Source organism: Sphingomonas sp. BL-S-28 (assembly GCF_055521515.1).
On sequence record NZ_CM145483.1, the window covers coordinates 308,179 to 327,927 of the forward strand.

General features: G+C 62.8%; 16 protein-coding genes. 11 read left to right on the forward strand and 5 right to left on the reverse strand.

Going from position 1 to position 19,749, the window contains the following annotated elements; all coding sequences use genetic code 11:
• Window positions 1-89 precede the first annotated feature (89 nt).
• The gene (locus ACZ1JC_RS01315) at window positions 90-1,391 is read left to right on the forward strand and encodes a lipopolysaccharide biosynthesis protein (protein WP_465139703.1); all 1,302 of its coding nucleotides are present in this window, start codon (window positions 90-92) and stop codon (window positions 1,389-1,391) included.
• Entirely contained in the window at window positions 1,391-2,476 is a 1,086-nt protein-coding gene (locus ACZ1JC_RS01320; protein ID WP_465139702.1) for a glycosyltransferase, read from the forward strand. The genes ACZ1JC_RS01315 and ACZ1JC_RS01320 overlap by 1 nt, the downstream gene beginning before the upstream one ends.
• 3 nt (window positions 2,477-2,479) lie before the next feature.
• On the opposite strand, the gene ACZ1JC_RS01325 is transcribed toward ACZ1JC_RS01320, so the two are convergent.
• The 4 genes from ACZ1JC_RS01325 to ACZ1JC_RS01340 form a co-directional block, all read right to left on the reverse strand.
• Window positions 2,480-5,518, reverse strand: coding sequence for an efflux RND transporter permease subunit (locus ACZ1JC_RS01325; protein ID WP_465139701.1), 3,039 nt, complete (start codon window positions 5,516-5,518; stop codon window positions 2,480-2,482).
• Window positions 5,515-6,540 (reverse strand): efflux RND transporter periplasmic adaptor subunit, encoded by a 1,026-nt coding sequence (locus ACZ1JC_RS01330; RefSeq protein WP_465139700.1) that lies wholly within the window; start codon window positions 6,538-6,540, stop codon window positions 5,515-5,517. Before ACZ1JC_RS01330 ends, ACZ1JC_RS01325 begins: the two co-directional genes overlap by 4 nt.
• Window positions 6,537-7,877, reverse strand: coding sequence for a TolC family protein (locus ACZ1JC_RS01335; protein ID WP_465139699.1), 1,341 nt, complete (start codon window positions 7,875-7,877; stop codon window positions 6,537-6,539). Before ACZ1JC_RS01335 ends, ACZ1JC_RS01330 begins: the two co-directional genes overlap by 4 nt.
• Window positions 7,878-7,938: 61 nt before the next feature.
• Window positions 7,939-8,256 (reverse strand): PepSY domain-containing protein, encoded by a 318-nt coding sequence (locus tag ACZ1JC_RS01340; RefSeq protein ID WP_465139698.1) that lies wholly within the window; start codon window positions 8,254-8,256, stop codon window positions 7,939-7,941.
• A gap of 129 nt (window positions 8,257-8,385) precedes the next feature.
• Between ACZ1JC_RS01340 and ACZ1JC_RS01345 the strand changes: the two genes are divergently transcribed.
• The 4 genes from ACZ1JC_RS01345 (at window position 8,386) to ACZ1JC_RS01360 (ending at window position 12,887) form a co-directional block, all read left to right on the forward strand.
• Entirely contained in the window at window positions 8,386-9,060 is a 675-nt protein-coding gene (locus ACZ1JC_RS01345) for a winged helix-turn-helix domain-containing protein (RefSeq protein ID WP_465139697.1), read from the forward strand.
• Window positions 9,050-10,426 (forward strand): sensor histidine kinase, encoded by a 1,377-nt coding sequence (locus tag ACZ1JC_RS01350; protein WP_465139696.1) that lies wholly within the window; start codon window positions 9,050-9,052, stop codon window positions 10,424-10,426. The genes ACZ1JC_RS01345 and ACZ1JC_RS01350 overlap by 11 nt, the downstream gene beginning before the upstream one ends.
• Window positions 10,427-10,809: 383 nt before the next feature.
• Window positions 10,810-12,120, forward strand: a complete 1,311-nt coding sequence (locus tag ACZ1JC_RS01355; RefSeq protein ID WP_465139695.1) for a TonB-dependent receptor — start codon at window positions 10,810-10,812, stop codon at window positions 12,118-12,120.
• Complete coding sequence (locus ACZ1JC_RS01360; protein ID WP_465169070.1) at window positions 12,057-12,887, forward strand: TonB-dependent receptor; 831 nt, start codon at window positions 12,057-12,059, stop codon at window positions 12,885-12,887. Before ACZ1JC_RS01355 ends, ACZ1JC_RS01360 begins: the two co-directional genes overlap by 64 nt.
• A 201-nt stretch (window positions 12,888-13,088) precedes the next feature.
• On the opposite strand, the gene ACZ1JC_RS01365 is transcribed toward ACZ1JC_RS01360, so the two are convergent.
• A complete protein-coding gene (locus ACZ1JC_RS01365) occupies window positions 13,089-13,244 on the reverse strand; it encodes a hypothetical protein (protein ID WP_465139694.1) in 156 nt (51 codons plus the stop codon).
• 258 nt (window positions 13,245-13,502) lie between these two features.
• Between ACZ1JC_RS01365 and ACZ1JC_RS01370 the strand changes: the two genes are divergently transcribed.
• The 5 genes from ACZ1JC_RS01370 (at window position 13,503) to ACZ1JC_RS01390 (ending at window position 19,661) form a co-directional block, all read left to right on the forward strand.
• Complete coding sequence (locus tag ACZ1JC_RS01370; RefSeq protein ID WP_465139693.1) at window positions 13,503-13,874, forward strand: hypothetical protein; 372 nt, start codon at window positions 13,503-13,505, stop codon at window positions 13,872-13,874.
• A gap of 527 nt (window positions 13,875-14,401) precedes the next feature.
• Window positions 14,402-14,620: a hypothetical protein gene (locus ACZ1JC_RS01375; protein ID WP_465139692.1), complete on the forward strand. Its 219-nt coding sequence runs from the start codon at window positions 14,402-14,404 to the stop codon at window positions 14,618-14,620.
• A gap of 167 nt (window positions 14,621-14,787) precedes the next feature.
• Complete coding sequence (locus ACZ1JC_RS01380) at window positions 14,788-15,990, forward strand: IS256 family transposase (RefSeq protein WP_465135341.1); 1,203 nt, start codon at window positions 14,788-14,790, stop codon at window positions 15,988-15,990.
• A 191-nt stretch (window positions 15,991-16,181) separates the two neighbouring features.
• Window positions 16,182-16,616: a DUF6911 family protein gene (locus tag ACZ1JC_RS01385; protein WP_465140250.1), complete on the forward strand. Its 435-nt coding sequence runs from the start codon at window positions 16,182-16,184 to the stop codon at window positions 16,614-16,616.
• A 693-nt stretch (window positions 16,617-17,309) separates the two neighbouring features.
• Window positions 17,310-19,661 (forward strand): arylsulfatase, encoded by a 2,352-nt coding sequence (locus ACZ1JC_RS01390; protein ID WP_465139691.1) that lies wholly within the window; start codon window positions 17,310-17,312, stop codon window positions 19,659-19,661.
• Window positions 19,662-19,749 lie beyond the last annotated feature (88 nt).

The following is a 19,749-nucleotide window of genomic DNA, read 5'->3' on the forward strand; positions in this document are numbered from 1 at the left end:
GAAGGCTGGTCATGTCCGATAGCAAGCCGCTAGAAGCGCACCATGAATGGGCAACCGCACCTCGCGCCGAAAATCCTGATGCTCGAAAGATGACCGATCGACCGGCGGGCAGGGTCCGCCGTATCTTCGCGAGCCTTGGCCTTGTATTAGGCGGCAAGGCGGGCGCGGGCATCATGAGCCTGGGCTATCTGCTGCTGGCGACGCGTTACCTGGGGCCGAAGGACTACGGCGTGCTGGTCCTTGTCCATGCCTATGTGACCACGGTGTGCGGGGTGATCGAATTCCCCTCGTGGCAGGCGATCGTGCGCTATGGCGCCGAGGCTGACCGCGATGGGGAAGTCCACCGACTTTCGCGATTGCTGCATTTCGGGGCAAAGGTCGAATTGGCGGGGGGCGTTCTGGCGGTGATCTCGGCGATGGCGCTGGTCCCGTTCGTCGGCCCTCATCTGGGATGGTCGCCCAAGGCGATGGCCTTCGCGCCGTACTACGCCTTCGCCGTACTCGGGTCGGTGCGCTCGACGCCTTCGGGCTACCTGCAATTGTGCGGCCGTTTCGATCTTCTGGGCCTGCACAATCTGGTGCAGCCGACCGTGCGCCTGATCGGGACGCTGGTGGTCATCGCCTGCGGCTGGGGGGTGAAGTCCTTCCTCTTCGCATGGCTGCTCGCTGCGCTGGCGGAGTTCGGCGTGATGTGGGGCCTTGGCCTGTGGATGGCGGTGCGGCGTCTCGGCAGTGCGATATTGCGCCCCGAACCCGGCCGGGTAACCGCAGACAACGCCGGAATCTGGCGCTTCATGTTGGCAAGCAACGCTGACGTGACCCTTGGAGACCTGACCGGCCGCGTCGCACCGCTGGTCATCGGGTGGGTGATGGGACCGGCCATGGCGGGGCTCTTCGCAGTCGCGCAGCGCGCCACCGTCATTCTTGCGCAGCCGGCACAAATTCTCGGTAATGCGTCCTACGCAGAACTGGCTCACATCGTTGCGGGTGGATACGGGGGCAGGGCGCTGCGCCATACGCTTCTAAAGGTCGTCGGCATTGCGGTGCTGGCGGCGGTTCCCGTCGTGCTGATCGTCGGGATCTTTCCGGCCCAGATCATCCGGCTGATGGCAGGTCCGGCCTTCGGAGCCGCTGCGGGCGTAATGATCGCGCTGGTCGCCGCGCGTGCAGTGTCGCTGATAGGCCCGCCGTGCACCTCCGCACTCACGGCGCTCGGCCACCCGGCCCGATCCATGTGGGCCAACCTGCTGTCAAGCTTCGCTTTTCTGCCGCTTCTTCCCTGGCTCCTGACCACTTTCGGGTTGATGGGCGCGGGCATTCAGGCGGTAGCGCAGGCGATCGTGGCAAACGGCTTGCTCGCGGTCCTCGTATGGCGCACCAGCGGTCAGTGATGACGGGTCCCCGGATCGCCTATGTCATCAATTCGCTGGAGGGCGGCGGCGCGGCGCTTCCGGTGCCTGCTATCCTCGCGGTGCTGCGGGGTGCCGGTGCGCAAGTTCGCGTCCTTGCCCTCACGCGCCGTGACGGCAGGGCATTGCCGGCAATGGAGGCAGCGGGCCTCGAAGTGGTGGTGCGCGAAGGCGGAGAGACCGACCATCTCGCGGCCGCGCGGTGGCTGACCCGCGAACTTCGTGGGTGGGGCGCGACCCATCTGTGGACCTCGCTGAGCCGCGCGACGATCCTCGGGCTGGCGCTGGGGCCGCGTCTGGGAATCCCGGTGATCGCGTGGCAGCATAATGCGTACCTGAAGCCCTGGAACGAGCGCCTTCTACGCATGCTTCAGGCGCGCGCGGCGATGTGGGTGGCGGATTCGCGCGTGGTCGCGGACCTCACGGCAGAACGGCTCCGCGTGCCTGCGACCCGACTGGCGACCTGGCCGATCTATGCCGCCGATCCCGCGATGTCGCAGGCGCAGTCCTGGCAACCGGGAGAGGTCCTGCGCCTTGGCAGTCTCGGCAGGCTCCACCCGGCAAAGGGCTATGATGTGCTGATCGCGGCGCTGGCAAGATTGCGCGCGCAGGGTTTTCGTCCCTCGGTCTCATTCGAGATCGCCATTGCCGGAGATGGCGGGCAAGGCCCCCGGCTGGAAGCGCTGGCTGCCGAGGCCGGTGTCGATGAACTGCGTCTGGTGGGCTACGCGACGGATGCCCGCAACTTCCTCAAGACCCTGCACCTCTACATCCAGCCTTCGCGGCGGGAAGGGTTCTGCATCGCCGCTCACGAAGCGCTGACCGCCGGACTCCCGGTGATCGCATCGCGCGTCGGCGAACTGGCTTTCTCGGTCAAGCCGCGGGTCAACGGCTGGCTTACGGAGCCCGATGATCCGGTTTCGCTTGCCGCCGCGCTGCGCGAGGCGCTGTCCGCTCCCGATGCCCTGGCGGAACTGGGGCGAAAGGCGCGGACGCAGATGCTGGACGAATATTCCCAGGCGCGCTTCGAATGGACTGGCAGGGCCATCTGGTCGCGCCTGGGATAACCGTCATACGGTCTTCGGCAGGGTCAGCCGCACCAGTACCGGCATTGCCAAGAGCACGAGCGGGTATTGCAGCAACAGGCCGGCGATGATCGCGATGGCCAGCGGCTGCTGGATGCCCGATCCCTGCCCGATCGCGAAAGCAAGCGGTAGCAGCGTCAGGATCGCCGCGAGCGTCGTCATCGTGATCGGCCGCAGACGGTTGCGGCTGGCCTCACGCGTGGCCTGCTCCGGCGGCATGGTGTGAGCCAGTTCCTCGAATTCGGAGACGTAGAAGATCGCCATCTCGGTGCCGATGCCGATGATCATCGTCATGCCCATCAGCGCCGTGATGTTAAGATCGACGCCCGCCAGCCACAGCGCCGTGAACACCGAGGTGGTCGACAGCAGCGAGCAGCCGATGATGATCGCCGGCAGCCAGAAGCGGCGGTACAGCACCAGCAGCAACACCAGCTCGGCGACCAGCGCGGCGGCGAACACCTTGATGAGCCCGGAGAACGCGATCTGTTGCTGCTGGTAGAGGCCGCCCAGTTCGTAGCGCACGCCGGGGCTCAGGGTGCCGGGCTTGTCGAGCGCGGCGGTGACGTCGGCGACCGCTGCGCCGATGCCGCGGCCCTGGATACGGCCGGTGACGGCGATCATCGGTTCCAGGTTCTCGCGGCCGATCTGCGGCTGTCCGGTCACCGGCTCGATCGTCGCCACGCGTGACAGCGGGAAGACATGGCCGTCGGTGGCGCGGATCGGCAGCTGCGCAAGGCCCGCTTCGCTCATGGTCATGGCGTCGGGCAGGCGCACGCGGACGTCGACGGCCTTGTTGGGCTGAGCCAGGGTTGTCGCGACGGTGCCGGTCAGCGCGGTGGACAACTGGCTCTCGACGTCGGCGGGAACGACCCCTTCCATCCCGGCGCGTACCGGGTCGACGTGGACGTTGAGGGCGTCACCCGCGAGCTGGACGCCATCGTTGACCTCGACCACGCCGGAGATCTTGCTGATCGTCGCGGCGACCTTCTGCGCTTCCCCTTCGAGGATCGACGGGTCGGAGGCATAGAGCTTGACCTCGATCGGCTGCGGCACGGCGGTGAGATCGCCGATAAGGTCCTCGATCAGCTGTGCGACCTCGACCTGCACTCCGGGTACCTTGACGGTGATGTCGTCGGCCACGGCGGCGGCGATTTCCTCGGTGGGGCGGCTGTGGTCGGGCTTGAGGCGCACGAAGTAATCGCCGTGGTAGCTCTGGCCAAGGTCTCCGCCAAGGCCGGTGCCGAGCCGGCGGGAGAACGTCGCGACTTCGGGATTGGCGCGCAGCATCGCGTCGATCTGGCCGACCTGCCTGCCGGTTTCGTCGAGCGAGGTGCCGGGCGGCGTGTGGTAGTCCATCACGAAACCGCCCTCGTCGACCTTGGGCATGAAGCCGGTGGGCACATTGGAATAGCCCACGTAGCCGATGACCAGCAGCGGCACCGCGATCACCGCGAGCAGCCAGGGATGGGCGGACAGGCGATCGAGCGCGCCCTCATGGCCACGGGTGAGCCGGTCTTCTCCGGCCTCGCCGGGATCGTGCCACTTGTCGAAGTCCACCAGTCGGCGGGCGAGGATAGGCACGACGAAGGCGGTCATGGCCCAGGAGATCGCCAGAGCCGTTGCCATCGTCACTGACAGCGCCTTGGAGAAGGCGCCGGTCACGCCGGTCAGGAAAGAGAGCGGCAGGAAGACGATCAGCGTCGCCATGCTCGATCCGGTCAGCGGCGCCATGAACTCCCGCGCGGCGGGCATGACGGCAGCGTCTCCGGCCAGCTTGCCGTCGGCGTCCCGGGCGCCTGCACGGCGGGCGATATGCTCGATCATGACGATGACGTCGTCGATCAGCAGGCCGACCGCAGCGGCAATGCCGCCAAGGGTCATGATGTTGAAGCTCATCCCCAGAATGCTCAGCACCAGCACGGTGATGGCCAGCGTCGCCGGCACGACGATCACCGCCACCAGCGTCACGCGCCAGTTGCGCAGGAACCACAGGAGAACGAGACCAGCGAGAACGAGGCCGATCAGCACCGCGTCGCGAACGCTGGAGACGGATTGCGTGACCAACTGGCTCTGGTCGTACCAGTTCACCAGCTTGACGCCCGGCGGCAGCTTGAGCCCGGCGAGCTTCTGCTCGACTTCCTGCGCGATCTTCACCGCGTTGCCGTCCGGCTGCTCGTAGATGTTGAAGAGGACGGCGGGCCTGCCATCCTCGACGATGCGCTGCCAGACCGGAAGCGCGCCGTCCTGCACAGTCGCGACGTCGCGCACGCGCACTATGCCGGAGGGGGTGGCCTTGACCACGATGTCGCCGATCTGCGCCGCGCTGGTGACGCTGCGGTCGGCGATCACCAGCGAAAGGCGGCCGCGATCCTGCACCTGTCCTACCGCGCTCAGGACGTTGCCGTTCCTGATGGCGGTGGCGAGGTCGGTCATCGACAGGGTGTAGTCGGCCAGGCGGTGCGGGTCGGCGAGGACCTGCACTTCTGCCGTGTCGCCGCCCTGCACGCCGATGCGCGCCAGCCCGCTGATCGACGAGAGCAGGGGGGTGATCTGATACCTGGCGAAATCCTGTAGGGCGACCGGATCGACCTTGTCGGACACAAGCGCGTAGGAGATGATCGGGAAGACCGTGGGGTCCATGCGCCGCACGTCGTACTGCGTGCCCGCAGGCAGTGTGGGCACGACCCGGCCCACGGCGGTATCGACCAGGAGGGTGCTGGCGATCATGTCGCGGCCCCACCCGAAATCGACCGAAATCTGCGCCGAGCCACGGCTTGTTTCCGACCGTACGTTCTGCACGCCGGGAATGGCGCGGATCGCCTCTTCCACCGGGCGGGTGACGGTCAGCGCTGTCTGGTCGGCGGGGCGGCTTCCGGAATCGAGGTCGATCACGACGCGGGGGAAGGAGACCTGCGGGAAGAGCCCCATCGGCAGTGCGAGGGCAGCAGCGATTCCGGCGAGCGCCATTGCCAGCGCGACCAGAACGATGGCCCGCGACTGCGAGCCCAGCAATTTCTCGATCATCGGTTGCTCCGGCGTACGGCTCCGCCGTCATCGACCTGATAGGCGCCATCCACGATGAGCGGACGGCCGGCGTTGAGCTGGCCCTCAACCACGTCGCCCTTGTCGGATGAGAGCAGGATCCGAACCGGCACGGCCCTGGCCTTGCCGCCGACGTCCTGAAACACGCGAGGCGGACCCCCGGCGGTGACCACGGCCTTGTGCGGCACGACCCAGCCCTGGACTGCGCCCGTCTCGATCGCGACCTGCATCGACTCGCCCGGCAGCAGCGTACCGGCGGGGAAGCTGAGATCGACGTCGATGAGACGGCTCGCCGCATTGAGCGCGCTATCCACGCGGATCACCTTGCCGCGCAGCTCGCCGCCGCCGGAAAGGCGCTTGAGGCTGGCGGACTGGCCGACGGCGACCCCGGTCCGCGCCGCCGGATCTACACCCACGGTCACGACGATACCGCCCGCTCTGGCGACGGTAAGGATCGGCGCGCCCGCCTGCGTACGGTCCCCCTGCGCGACGGCGACGGTCGTTACGATGCCATCGAATGGCGCGACGATGATGTGGTTCGCTCGTCCGGCGCCGTCCGCCTGCAGCGCCGCGAGGGCGGTCTCGGCATCGGTGACGGCCTTGGTAGCCTGTGTCAGCTGGTCGCGGGTGGCGAGCTGCTGGGACAGCAATTGCGCGGTGCTGGCTTCTTGCTTGCGTGCCGCGGCGAGGGCGGTCTTGGCCTGCAGGTAGCCGCTGCGCGATGCGGGCGCGGTGGCGAACGTCGCAAGCGCCTGGCCTGCGTGCACGGCCATACCCGGCGCGACGGCCAGCGCCGTTACTTGTCCGGGCTGCGCCTCGCTGAAGGTCATCGTGCCGTTGAGAGCCGGGCCGACCGATCCGTAGGCTACCACCGTCGCCGGCAGGGAGCCTTGCCGGGCGGGAATTGTCGTGACCAGTACGCTGGGCGTGGGTGCGGGGGCCGGCGCATTCGAGCCGCAGCCCGCCAGCAGTACCACGGCCGAGAGAGCGAAGGGCCTTTTCATCGGGCGTCCGCCGAAGTCGTCGATGCAAGATCGATGGTCGGCAGCCCGGCGCCAACGAGCGTCTGGATCGCGATCTGGCGATCGAGCAGGGCAAGCTCCAGCGTCATGATTTCCTGTTCCTTGGTGAAGCGGTTCAGGACGAGATCGACATAGCTGCGCTCGTCCAGATTTGATGCGCCGAACGCGGCCTGCGCGTGGGCAGCCGCGACGCGTGCGTTCGGCAGGTCGCGCGTGGCGATCGCCAGTTGCGCCGACAGCTGCTCGTATTCACGCAGCAGCGCGCCGACCGTGCCAATCGCGGCGGAGAGGCGGGCGTCGTAGTCGGCATGCAATTGTGCGCGTGTCGCACGGGCCGTCGCGACGGCGGCTTGGCCCTGATCGAAGATCGGCAGGCCGATCTGCAGGTTCGGACCGCCGTTGATGACCTTGGCATTGTCGCTGGCGACGCTGCCGCCGAGGATGAGGTCGGGGAACTGCGACTGGATCGCCTGACGCAACTGCTCGTCCGACGCCGCATAGCCCATGCGCAGCGCCAGCAGGTCCGGTCGTCGATCGGGCAGGGTGGCGATCTCGGCGCGCACTTGCGCGGGATCGAATGGCGGCAGGTCGGGCTCGGTGGCGAGCGGGACGACGACTTCGGGGGACAGGCCCAACAAGGCGTTGAGCTGGTGGCGCAGGTTCAGCTGCTGCTGGTCGAGCGTGTCCAGCGCGGAGCGGGCGGTCTGCAGCGCTACGCGATCGGGGGCGACGGTCACCAGCGTGACGGTCTGGCTGGCGAGCGCCTTGTCCAGCTTGGCGCTGCGTTCGGCCATGAGTTGATAGGCGGCGAGATAGCTTTGGCGGCCTCGGGCGCCGACGATCAGATCGGTGGCGATCTGGCGCGCCTGCCCGGCGACCTGCCATTCCTGCCAGACGACGCTGGCATCCACCTGCCGCTCGCTGGCGCGGGCCGCGCGCTGGCGCGACTTGTACGTCAGGATACTCTTGATGTCCTGCGCGATGCCGAGGTTCCAGGCCGGGACGGTTCCCGAACCCGACAGCAGCGGCAGGAATGCTGCGCTGAGCGAGGGATTGGCGAGCAGTCCGGCCTGCTCCATCTGTCCGGCGGCGATGCCGCGTTGCAGGCGCGCGGCCTTCAGGTCGGGGTTGTTGGCGAGTGCGAGCGTCACCACCTGATCGACGGTCAGCGGGGCTTGCGACATCGACGCATCGAGGGCGCCCAGGCTCGGTGCGAGCGGGGCTGCGGCCGAAAGCGGAAGCGGCGTGTAACGCGCGCAACCGGAAAGGGCCACGGCAAGCAAGATAGCTACGGAGTGCCTAGAACGATGCCTGTCCATACCGGTAGAGTGTCTTTGCGAAAATACGGGGCGGCTGCGCAACCGTCCCGTCGAGAATGTGTCAGTCCGGAGTCTTGCCTTCGGCGGCATTCTCCAGGATTGCGCCGGTTTTGGCGTCGATACCGACCTCGAACGGCTTGCCGTGGCTGGTAATGTCGAAGGAATAGCGCAGGCCGCTGCCACCCTTCTCCTTCTCGAGTTCCTGGTCGGTGATCGTACCGGGCCGTGCCTTCAGCGCGATGTTACGCGCCGATGCCAGGCTGACCTTGGCCTGAGAGGCGTATTGCGCACCCTTCAGCGCGGCAGGCTTGGCCGAGGCTGTCGAAGATCCGGCGCCGATCAGTGCAAGTGCGACGATGATGCTGGAAGTTTTCATCATGGCATCCTCAAGAGCGGGACTGCTCTACGTGGCGTGAGGATAATGGGGCGAACCTTCGCTCAGCATGATTGAAACATTGTTTTTTGCCAACTTGCAGATGCATCCGATGCGAGCGAGAAAGGATACGATATGAAGATCCTGCTTCTCGAGGATGATGAGGCGACCAAGGCGCACCTCGACCGTGTACTGAGCGCGGCAGGGCATGTCGTGGATGTCTGTTCCACCGGGCAGGATGCGATTTTCCTGGGTTCGACCGGCGACCATGCGGTGCTGATCCTCGACCGCATGGTGCCGGGGCTCGACGGGCTGGGCGCGCTCAAGGCTCTGCGGGCAATGGGCGTGCGCAGTCCGGCGCTGTTTCTGACAGCGATGAACGGCGTCGAGGACCGTGTCGAGGGACTGGAAGCCGGGGGCGACGACTACCTCGCAAAGCCCTTCGCGGCCAGCGAACTGCTCGCGCGGGTGAATGCGCTCGCGCGGCGTCCGCCGATCGTCGAACTGCAGACTTTGCTGCGGATAGACGATCTTGAACTTGACCGGGTGAAGCGGACCGTGATGCGCGGCGGCCTGCGCATCGACCTGCAGCAGCAGGAACTCAAGTTGCTGGAATACCTCATGCTCCACGCGGGCGAAGTGGTGACGCGGGCGATGCTGCTGGAAAATGTCTGGTCATTTCACTTCGACCCCAAGACCAATGTGATCGAAAGCCACATGAGCCGATTGCGCGCGAAAGTGGATCGCGGGTTCGGCAAGGAACTGATCCAGACGGTGCGAGGCGCGGGGTATCGTATTGGTGACGCCTGAGCGCCGGGCATCTGGCCCGATTCGCAGCGCCGCTTTCCGTTTTGCGCTGCTTCTCGCCGGCGTCTTTGCTATCGGTGCGGCCGCGCTGCTGATCGTCGTCGAACAGCAGATCGGGCGTTATGCCGCCGAAGCGACGAACGGCGGCCTGCAGGCAGAAATGACCGTGCTCAAGGGCGAATACGCGCAACTCGGGCAATCCGGGCTGACCGATGCGATGGCGCGACATGCAGGGGTTCGCCCCGAGGCGCCCTATCGCTACCTTTTGCTGGATGCCGAAGGCCGCCACCTGTTCGGCGATCTTCCCGCGGCGGCAATGGAGGACGGCTGGAGTACGGTCAACGTAACGGAGCCCGCACCGGGCCAGCAAGGCACGCGCCAGGAAAGCATGACGACGCTCGGCGCGCAGCTGCCTGACGGACTGAGGCTTGTCGTGGCCAGCGACAATTACGACGTCCAGATGCTGCGCCACCGGCTCGGCCGATTTACGCTGTTCAGCGGGATTGGCATCACCCTATTCGCGCTGCTGGGCGGATACCTTACCGGCCGGCTATTCCTGCGCCGTCTCGACCGGGTGAACCGCGCAGTCGATCGCATCGTCGAGGGCGACCGTGCCGAGCGCCTGCCGATGATCGGCCTCGGCCCGGAATTCGACGAACTGGCGCGGAACCTGAACCGGATGCTCGATCGCAATGTGGCTGCGATGGAGGCTCTGCGGCAGGTTTCGACCGACATCGCGCACGACTTGCGCACGCCGCTCAGCCGCCTGTACCAGCGGCTTGAACAGATGCAGGAGAGCACCGAGGGCGACCCGGCGATGATCGACGATGCCCTTGAGCAGACCTCGGCTATCCTTGCGACCTTTCAGGCCCTGCTGCGGATCGGCACTCTTGAAGGCGGGGTTGGGCGCAGGCGCTTCGCGTGGGTCGACCTCAGCGAATTGATGGACCGCGTCCAACAGGCTTACGCCCCCGTGGCCGAGGATGCGGAGCATACCTACCTTGCCGACCATGCGCCGGGTATTGTCGTGGACGGCGACGGCGAACTGTTGGCGCAGCTCTTCACCAACCTGGTGGAGAACGCCATCGTCCATACGCCTGCAGGCACGACGATCACCTCGCGGCTCTTCGTCGACGATGGTGGCATCGTGGCCGAGGTATCCGATACCGGGCAAGGCATTCCCGCATCGGAGTGCGCCAACGTCTTCAGGCGGTTCTATCGCCTCGATGCCAGTCGCCATACCGAAGGCTCGGGACTAGGCTTGGCGCTGGTCGCTGCGATTGCGGCCCTGCACAAGGCATCGTGCACTATACCGCAGCACGCTGCCGGGCTGACAGTCCGGATAACTTTTCCGTCCGCTCTTTCCTGATGGGCTGGATGGCGCCGAAACTGCTCCGGATATCGCGCACGACGCCGTCTCTTGTCGATTCTTGAAGGCGGCAGAGTCGGGTACGTTTGTTGAGGCACCGGGCCGCGTGCCGCCGAGGTGTAATTGGTGGGGCAAGGATTGTTCCTGCAAGCCAAAGTCGGGCCCACCGCGCTCTGCAGCGTGGATAGCTTTGGCGAACGGACCCTGTATATATGCAAGTTATTCGCAATAGCGAGAATCGCAGCATGATGAGGGATCCCATGAGTAATTTGAACAACCCGGCGATGCGTCGTCACTCCGCCGGGTTGCTTATCGCTTCAGCACTATGTTCTTTTTCCGGTCATGCTGCGGCCCAGGAATTGGTTGCGAAGTCAGAGGACATCGTGGTCACCGCGCAGCGTGTGAATGCCACCCATGTCGAAAACGGTGGCGGAGCCGGTGTGCTGGGCAACAAAGCGGCCGAAAATCTGCCTTTCAACCTGCGGAGTTTCGACGAGACGCTGATTCTGAACCAGCAGCCCCGATCGCTGGGTGAAGTGCTGGACAACGATCCCACCGTGCGCACGACATACGGTTACGGCAATGCCGCCGAGAGCTTCGTGATCCGCGGCTTCGAACTCTATGGCGATGATATCGGCCTGAATGGCCTTTACGGCATCACCCCGCGCCAGCTGATTGCGCCGGAGCTGTTTGAGAGCGTGCAGGTGCTGAACGGCGCTTCGGCCTTCCTCAACGGCGCCGCACCGGGAGGATCCGGCCTTGGCGGCAGCGTCAACCTGTTGTTGAAGCGTGCCGGTAACGAGCCGCTGAACCGCGTGACGCTCGGCTACACGTCGGATTCGCATTTCGGCGGCAGCTTCGATGTCGCCCGCCGTTCGAGCGATGGTCGCTGGGGCGTCCGCGTCAACGCCAATTACCAAGACGGCAATCTGGCCATCAATGACGAGAAGCGCCGCACCCGCGTGCTGGGCGCTGGCCTCGACTATGATGGTGGCAACTTGCGCGTCTCGCTGGACCTTGCCTATCAGCAGGTCCGCGTCGACAATCTGCGCCCGAAGGTGACGATCAATTCGGCCACGCTGCCGCGCGTGCCCAAGGCCAGTGCCAACTACGCGCAGGACTACACTTATACCAAGCTGCGCGACGTCTTCGGCATGCTCAATGTCGAGTATGATCTGGCGGACAACGTCCTGCTTTACGCCAAAGGCGGCGCGCGTGACGGTTCGGAACAGGGCATCTACGGCGGTGTGAGGGTGAACGATGCGGAGACCGGCGACGGTTACGTCACCGCGCTCTATGTGCCCCGCACCGACAATAATGAGGCGCTGGAATTCGGCACCCGCATCAAGCTGGGCAGCCAGATCACGCACGAATTCAACATCGGTGCGTCGATGAACTGGCAGGTCAACCGCAACGCCTATGATTTCCGCTATGGCACCAGCTTTAACGGCGTGCCCAACAATCTGTACAACCCGGTGCAGATCGATTTGCCGGCATCGCTTCTGGTGGGTGGCGATCTTGATGATCCATTCCCGATCACGCGCAACAAGCTGTGGTCTGTCTTCGCGTCGGACACCATCGGCTTCTGGGACGATCGCATCCTGTTGACCGGGGCCTGCGCCTCCAGTCGATCGAGACCAAGGGTTACGCCGCGAACGACGCGTTTGACGGCAGCTATCTGGCGGGCGATCTGACCAGCACGTACGAAGCCAACGCCGTCACGCCGGTCGTCGGCCTGGTGGTCAAGCCGGTGCCGGGCATTTCGCTCTACGCCAATCGGATCGAGGCGCTCCAGCCCGGCTCTACTGCGCCGTTGGACGTGACCAACGCCAACGAGATCTTTCCGCCGTACAAGTCCACCCAGTACGAAGTTGGCGGCAAGGCCAAGATCGGCCCGATGTTCGTGGGGCTGGCGCTCTACCAGATCAAGAAGCCCAACGCCTACTCGATCGACCTGACGCCTGACGATGGACAGGATATCCTGACCTATGGCCTGTTCGGCCTGCAGCGCAACCGGGGCCTGGAATTTACCGTTAACGGCGAACTGGCGAAGGGCCTGCGCCTGATTTCGGGCCTTGCCATCAACGATGCCAAGCAGGTGCATACCGATGTCGCCGCCACCGAGGGCAAGGACGCAAAGGGCGTGCCGGACTGGACGGCCAACGCCAATGTCGAATGGGATACGCCGATGATCCCGGGCCTGACGCTGACCGGGCGCGTAACCTATACTGGCAAACAGTGGGTCGATGCGGCCAACACCATCCGGCTGCCTGACTGGGCCGTGTTCAACCTGGGTGCCCGCTACGTGCTTGCCGCAGGCGACGTGCCGGTCACCCTGCGCCTGAATGTCGATAACGTGGCCAACAAGGCCTATTGGGCTTCGGCATTCGACACGTTCTCGACCTCAGTTCTGCAGGGCCAGCCGCGTACCTTTAAGGCCTCCCTCTCAGCCGACTTCTGAGGCGTTTCGCGGCCCGGCAAATTCCTCACGCCGGGCCGCGACTGGTCGCGTGGTGTTGCTGACCGGAAGGCCCTGCGCCAGCAAGCTCGACCCGGTGGACGCCCAATTGCGCTTGCCCGTGACATTTTCGGCATAGACGCGCACGGTGGTGCGGCTGCCGGCACGGTCGAAGCCGTAGCTGGCGCCCAGATCGAACGTCTCCTACCCCGGCAGGAAGGCCTGGATCAGCGCATTCACCGCGCGCCGGCCGACATGGAACATGCCGGCAGAGACCCGCAGCCCCTCGACGACCGGCACGCGGTATTCGGCAAAGATCCAACCCGAGAATTTCGATACGTTCTCGATCCGCTTGCCCACCACTGCGGCATTTGCCCGATTGCTGCTGGGCGTCTGAAGTGGGATCGCAAAAGCAAAACCGCGAAGAGGACGGGGTTATTTTTCCCAAAATGGCCGATGGAGGTCGCAGAAATGTAAAAATCTTCGATTTATTGGATTGTATCGTCGCGCTGGAATGAATTGATGTTGATTCTACTTGCAACGCTATAAAATTCTAATATCCATGTCGCTGTACCGCGACAGTCGAAGGTTGTGTTGCGTTTCCCAATCAAATGTCGATTGGCCGGCGATGTCCGCTCGCCCATAAGCCCGGTCATCCGCGACGCCCCGCAGCCCCTCCTGAAAGCGAAATGGCAGATTTTCAGGATTTTAATCCGGAAGCCGCCGTTCCGGACACGCCAACCTTGCGGACTTTCACGCCATCACTCAATTTGCCCGCTGAATGACGCCATTAGGGATTTGGGCATGGGAGCGGTTCGGCAAATTATCGGTGCTATGGGTCTGATCTTCTCCGCAATCTTTGCAGCATCCTACTGGAAACTGGTTCATATCGGCCCGGCTATCGGGAACGGCATTTTCATCTGCTTCGTGGCGACACTAATTGCGCTTACGATAGTAGAGTGGATGATCGAGAAGAAAACCCGCACCTGAAGCACGCAGCGGACAGACCGCTAGCCCCGACATCCCGGTCATCCGAGACGCCGTGCAGCGCTACCGAAAGCGGAATGGCAGATTTTCAGGTTTTAATCTGAAACTTGCCGTTCCGGACCCGCCGACTTGGCGGACGTTAATGCCCCGCGCGCACTACCCACACAATTCCGAAGATCACCCATGCGCGGCCAAAAACGCGCACCGCAAAAGGCGGGGCATGCAGGAGTATGTTTCGAGAGAGCGCCGCTCTTCAAAGAATTCTTCGGGGTTACCATTCTGCAGCTCGCGAAGCCGGTTAGCTCTCCTGCGCATCGCCCACGCAACTATCTTACGTGGCCAAGTCAGCAAGAACAGCCCGAGAATGACCGCGAACGCTGCATAGAACATAGTCGTAGGGTGAACGAGAGGCACACGCTGGTCAATGTTCGCTGCCCCGACGTTGCCGTTCCGCTGTCACAAAATTCAAGCAACTGCCGAATTCCGCAGGCGTCACCGATCGGCCATCGGCCCAAAAAAAGGGAATGCTGATGTACCGCGTGTTTTTTGATAGCAATGCTGGCACTCATGAGAGTGGTTACATTTTGTGGTTCGACCAGTCTCGCGAGGATATTTCCCAAATTCCGCCCGAACAGCGAGATGGGGCGAAAGTCATCTTGTACATGCCTAATGAGCTGGAATTTGTAGGCCGCCTAAAATATGATACTGTGTTGGATTGCTGGCGCGGAATTCCAAACGATAACACCTGATATCTGGCAACCTAGGTGCCGCAGCAAGTTCACAAAGCCTCCAACAAGCGGAATGGCGGATTTTCAGATCGTGTCCCGGGAGGTGGTGTAGCTGAGGGTTGAGGTGGTCACCGTGATTTTCGGATAGGTTTGGGTTGCGAAACTCGAACCTGACGGAAGGAATCACGATGACCGATCCGATGATGCACCTGCGTTCGCTGGTAGAGAAGACCCCGGACGCGGATATTCTACGCGAGATGATCTCGTTTGCCGCCGAGCGGCTGATGGAGATGGAAGTCGGCAACCTGACTGGCGCTGGCTACGGCGAGAAGTCTCCCGACCGGCTTGTTCAGCGCAACGGGCACCGCGAGCGCGACTGGCAGACGCGGGCCGGCACTGTCGAGCTGCGGATCCCAAAGTTGCGCAAAGGCAGCTACTTTCCCGTTTTCCTCGAACCACGTCGGATGGCGGAGCGGGCGCTGACTGCGGTGATCCAGGAGGCCTACATCCAGGGCATTTCCACCCGCTCAGTGGACGATCTGGTCAAAGCGCTTGGCATGGACGGCATCTCCAAGAGCCAAGTGAGCCGCCTATGTGAGGAGCTCGACGAGCGCGTGCATACCTTCCTGGACCGCCCGATCGAAGGGGATTGGCCGTACCTTTGGATCGACGCAACCTACGTGAAGGTTCGGCAGAATGGGCGGATCGTCTCGGTGGCGGTGATCGTCGCGGTAGGCGTGAACAGCGACGGTCGCCGCGAAGTGCTGGGCATGGACATCGGCGCCTCGGAAGCCGAGCCTTTCTGGACCGCCTTCCTGCGCAAGTTGACGCGCCGAGGACTGCGCGGCGTCAAGCTGGTCATCTCCGACGCGCACGAAGGCATCAAGGCAGCCGTCTCCAAACTGCTCTGTGCCACGTGGCAGCGCTGCCGGGTTCACTTCATGCGCAATGCGCTGGCTCATGCCGGTAAAAGCGGCCGCAGGGTTGTCTCCGCCTTCATCGCCACCGCCTTCGCTCAGGAAACACCCGAGGCCGCCAGCCAGCAATGGCGTGCCGTGGCCGATCAGGTGCGACCCAAACTGCCCAAACTGGCAAACCTGATGGATGAAGCCGAACCCGATGTGCTGGCCTACATGACCTTCCCGCGCGAGCATCGCGCCAAATTACACAGCACAAACCCCATCGAGCGCCTCAACGGCGAAATCAAACGCCGCACGGATGTCGTCGGCATCTTCCCCAATGAGGCTGCCATCACCCGACTCATCGGCGCTATCCTCATGGAACAGTCAGACGAATGGGCCGTCCAGCGTGCCCGCTATATGACCCTTGAAACCATGGCGCCGGTCAGCGACAATCCAATCACCATGCTCTCAGCAGTCCCAGGAGCATGAACGGCCCAGACGGATGCCGAAATGCGCGGCGCCTCGGCTTCAGCTACACCACGCCCCGGGACACAGTCGATTTTCAGAGTTTTAATCCGAAACCGGCCGTTCCGGACGCGCTGACATTGCGGACATTCTCAAATGTACGATAGCGCTTCCGGTTATCATCGTTGGCTGTATACGAGGAGTTTGACGTGCATATGCTAATGTTGATAACTAGAAATAAATCTATGCAATCGCCGCTTTCTTTGAAAATGGAAAGACCTAGCTGGAGCGATATTGAAGTCAGCTTAAATGATGCCCATTATTATGATGGTCGAGTTTGCCTAGAGATACTAAGGCCGGACACCTCATACATTAAGACAATGCAGATGACATCCTTTGCAAGAAGGCACAGAATAGTTATCTCCACCAGAGACGAAGATTTTAAGAGCGAGATTTTCGAATGGTGCGAGGCTGGGCCAAGTCTATTTCGAGGAACCATTCGCTTCGGTGATGATGACTGGGATGCGCGAACAATTTGTATTGATTTAGATTCAACGAAAGAGCTGTTTCATGAGTTATGTGAGGATGGCTCATTAAAACATGAAACGTTTCTAAAGTTTAGATCGCCATGGAATGCAATGCGCCAATAGCAATGGATGCTGCTCGGAAAATTCAAGTAAAGTATCGCTGCACCGTTAGGCAGCGCCTATGGGATTTTTGTCCAACGTAAGGTCCGCTTCCCCCGACATCCGAGCCATTCGGACCGAGAAGCCTGCTCGCCATTTGCTGCCGTTCAGTCAGGTGCTGTCTAAGCAAAGCCGCAGGTCAGCTTTCGGGGTCGTCGAAATGGTTGTGGAGCGTCTTGAATGGGCGCGCAGCGGCCAATCGGCCGGCGATCCTTTGTGGCCGTTCAGCAGCCAGTTTTTCGTTCCCAGGTGCGGACGGACCGCTTTCCCATTCTGGACGCCCAACTCTGGCCGTAAACGGTCTGGCAGCTTTTGGATGCCGACATGGGATAGCTGCCGTTCTGCTGCCCCTCTCTTGTGATATTTTCTCTGGGATATTCCCAATGGCAGGATCCCAGCTCAATCGGCATTTTGAGGTGGCGGTTGGTCGGAAATTGGCTGACTCCTGCCTGGTACGGATAACTATAGAGAATAGTTACCATTGCTACGGTTAGGGGGAAGGCTTGGATTTTTGACTGGGCGTATGAGTCCTTCTGAGCGCGTTGGCGAGTAACCGCTTTCAGGTCTTGTACCTGACGTCACTAGGGACATCCCTGATACCTGCGAAGGTCAAACGCGCCATGATGCGTCTTCTTTCCCAAGGATGTGAGTAGCCCCATGCCCGAGATCGATCGCAGCCGCCTTCCGCTTCCACGGCCGCCGTTCACCGGCAAGATCGGCAAGACCTACCAGGATTCCGAAAGCCAGTGGCCGGAACTGCCCAAGCCTCCAAAGGGTGCGCCCAACGTCCTGCTCATATTGCTCGACGATGTGGGCTTCGGTCAGACGAGTTCGTTTGGCGGGCCGGTGCCAACGCCTGCTCTGGACAAGTTGGCGGGTGGCGGCTTGCGCTATACGCGGTTTCACACGACGGCGATCTGCGGACCCTCGCGCGCGGCGCTGATTACAGGGCGTAACCACCACAATTGCGGCACGGGGTTCCTTTCGGAATGGGCAACGGGCTTCCCCAGCTACAACAACATGATTCCGCAATCGACCTCGACGATTGGGCGAATCCTGAAGGAAAACGGATACGCAACCAGTTGGTTCGGCAAGAACCACAACACGCCGGACTGGGAAAGCAGCGTCGCCGGGCCGTTCGACCGCTGGCCGACCGGCATGGGCTTCGACTATTTCTACGGTTTTATCGCCGGAGAGACGCATCAATATTATCCGGTCCTCTTCGAGAACACCGTCGCAGTCGAGCCCGACAGGTCGCCGGAAGAAGGCTACCATTTCCAGACCGACATGACCGACCGGGCGATCAACTGGATCCGCTATTCGAAGTCTGTCGCGCCGGATAAACCCTATTTCTGCTATTTCGCGCCAGGCGCGGCCCATGCGCCGCATCATCCGCCGGCCGAATGGCGGGACAAGTTCAAGGGCCAGTTCGACAAGGGCTGGGAAAAGGTCCGAGAGGAAACCTATCAGCGGCAACTCGCTGCCGGCATCATCCCGCCGGACACCGAACTCACGGCGAAGCCGGACTGGGTGCAGGACTGGGACAGCCTCTCGGACGATGAGAAGAAGCTGTTCGCACGGTTCATGGAGAACTTTGCGGGCTATCTGTCTTTCGCCGACCACGAATGCGGCCGCTTGATCGATGCCGTGCGCGAACTGCCCGATGCGGACAATACGATCATCATCTATATCGTCGGCGATAACGGCGCGAGTTCCGAAGGCGGCATGACCGGGACCGTGAACGAGGTGATGAACCTCAACGGCATCCCCTCGTCGATCGAGGACAATCTGGCCGCCTATGACGAGATCGGTGGCCCGGATAGCGAACCGCACTATCCGCTCGGTTGGGCCTGGAGCGGCAACGCGCCTTTCCAATGGGTTAAGCAGGTCGCCTCGCACTTTGGCGGATCGCGCAATCCCATGGTGATTTCGTGGCCCGACAAGATCAAGGACAAGGGTGGTTTGCGCCCGCAGTTCTGCCACCTGATCGATATAGTGCCGACCTTGCTGGAAGCGGCCGGCATTCCCGCACCGGATTACGTCAACGGCGTCGAGCAGAAGCCGATGGACGGGGTGTCCATCCAATCCACGTTCGCAAGCGCTGATGCCCATGCCGTTCGTGAGCGGCAGTATTTCGAGATATTCTCGAACCGGGCGATCTACGACAAAGGCTGGATCGCCTGCGCGCAGCACACATTCCCTTGGCGGCAGGACTTCGCACCGGGCCACTGGGAAAACGACGTTTGGGAACTCTACAACATCGACAAGGACTTCAGCGAGGCCAAGAATCTGGCTACCGAGCACCCGGACAAGGTGGAGGAACTGAAGCGGATCTTCGACGAGGAAGCGGAGAAATACAACGTCTACCCGCTCGACGATCGTGGTGCGGGCCGTCTGGCGGAGCCCAAGCCGTCACCGGGCGGCGCGGATCCGAACCGCACCGACTTCACCTATTACGAAGGTGCCGCGCGCCTGCCGGAGACGGCCGCGCCTAACACCAAGAACCGCTCGCACTCGATCAAGGTGGCGGTCGACAACCGTTCCGGCAAAGCTGAGGGCGTCTTGCTTGCGGCCGGCGGCGGGTCGGCCGGCTATTCCATCTACATTCTCGATGGGAAGCCGGTGTATCACTACAACTTCTTCGAAAAGGACCGGCTGAACGTCGTGTCGAGCAAACCGCTTCCCAAGGGCAAGTCGACCATCGAAGTGGCCTTCGCCTATGACGGCGGGGGGCTGGGCAAGGGCGGCGAGGCCGTGCTGTTGCTCAATGGCGAGGAAGTAGGTCGGGGCCGCATCGAACAGACCGTCGCCGGCAGATTCGGGATCGATACTTTCGGAGTCGGCGCGGACAGCGGATCGCCGGTGTCGGACGCTTACAAGCCGCCGTTCGCCTTCAAGGGCGGCAAGATCGAGCGGGTGGATATCAAGCTCGCGGCCCGGAACCTCAGCCAGAGCGAGGAAGACGAACTGCACGAACGCTATCTGGCCTTCGCCCAGCATATCGAGTGAGCTTTCGGAACGCGCAAAGGCAATCATTCCGGCGCACCCGATTTCGGGCCGGATCGGAGATCGACATGACTCTCGTGCAGGCCATGAA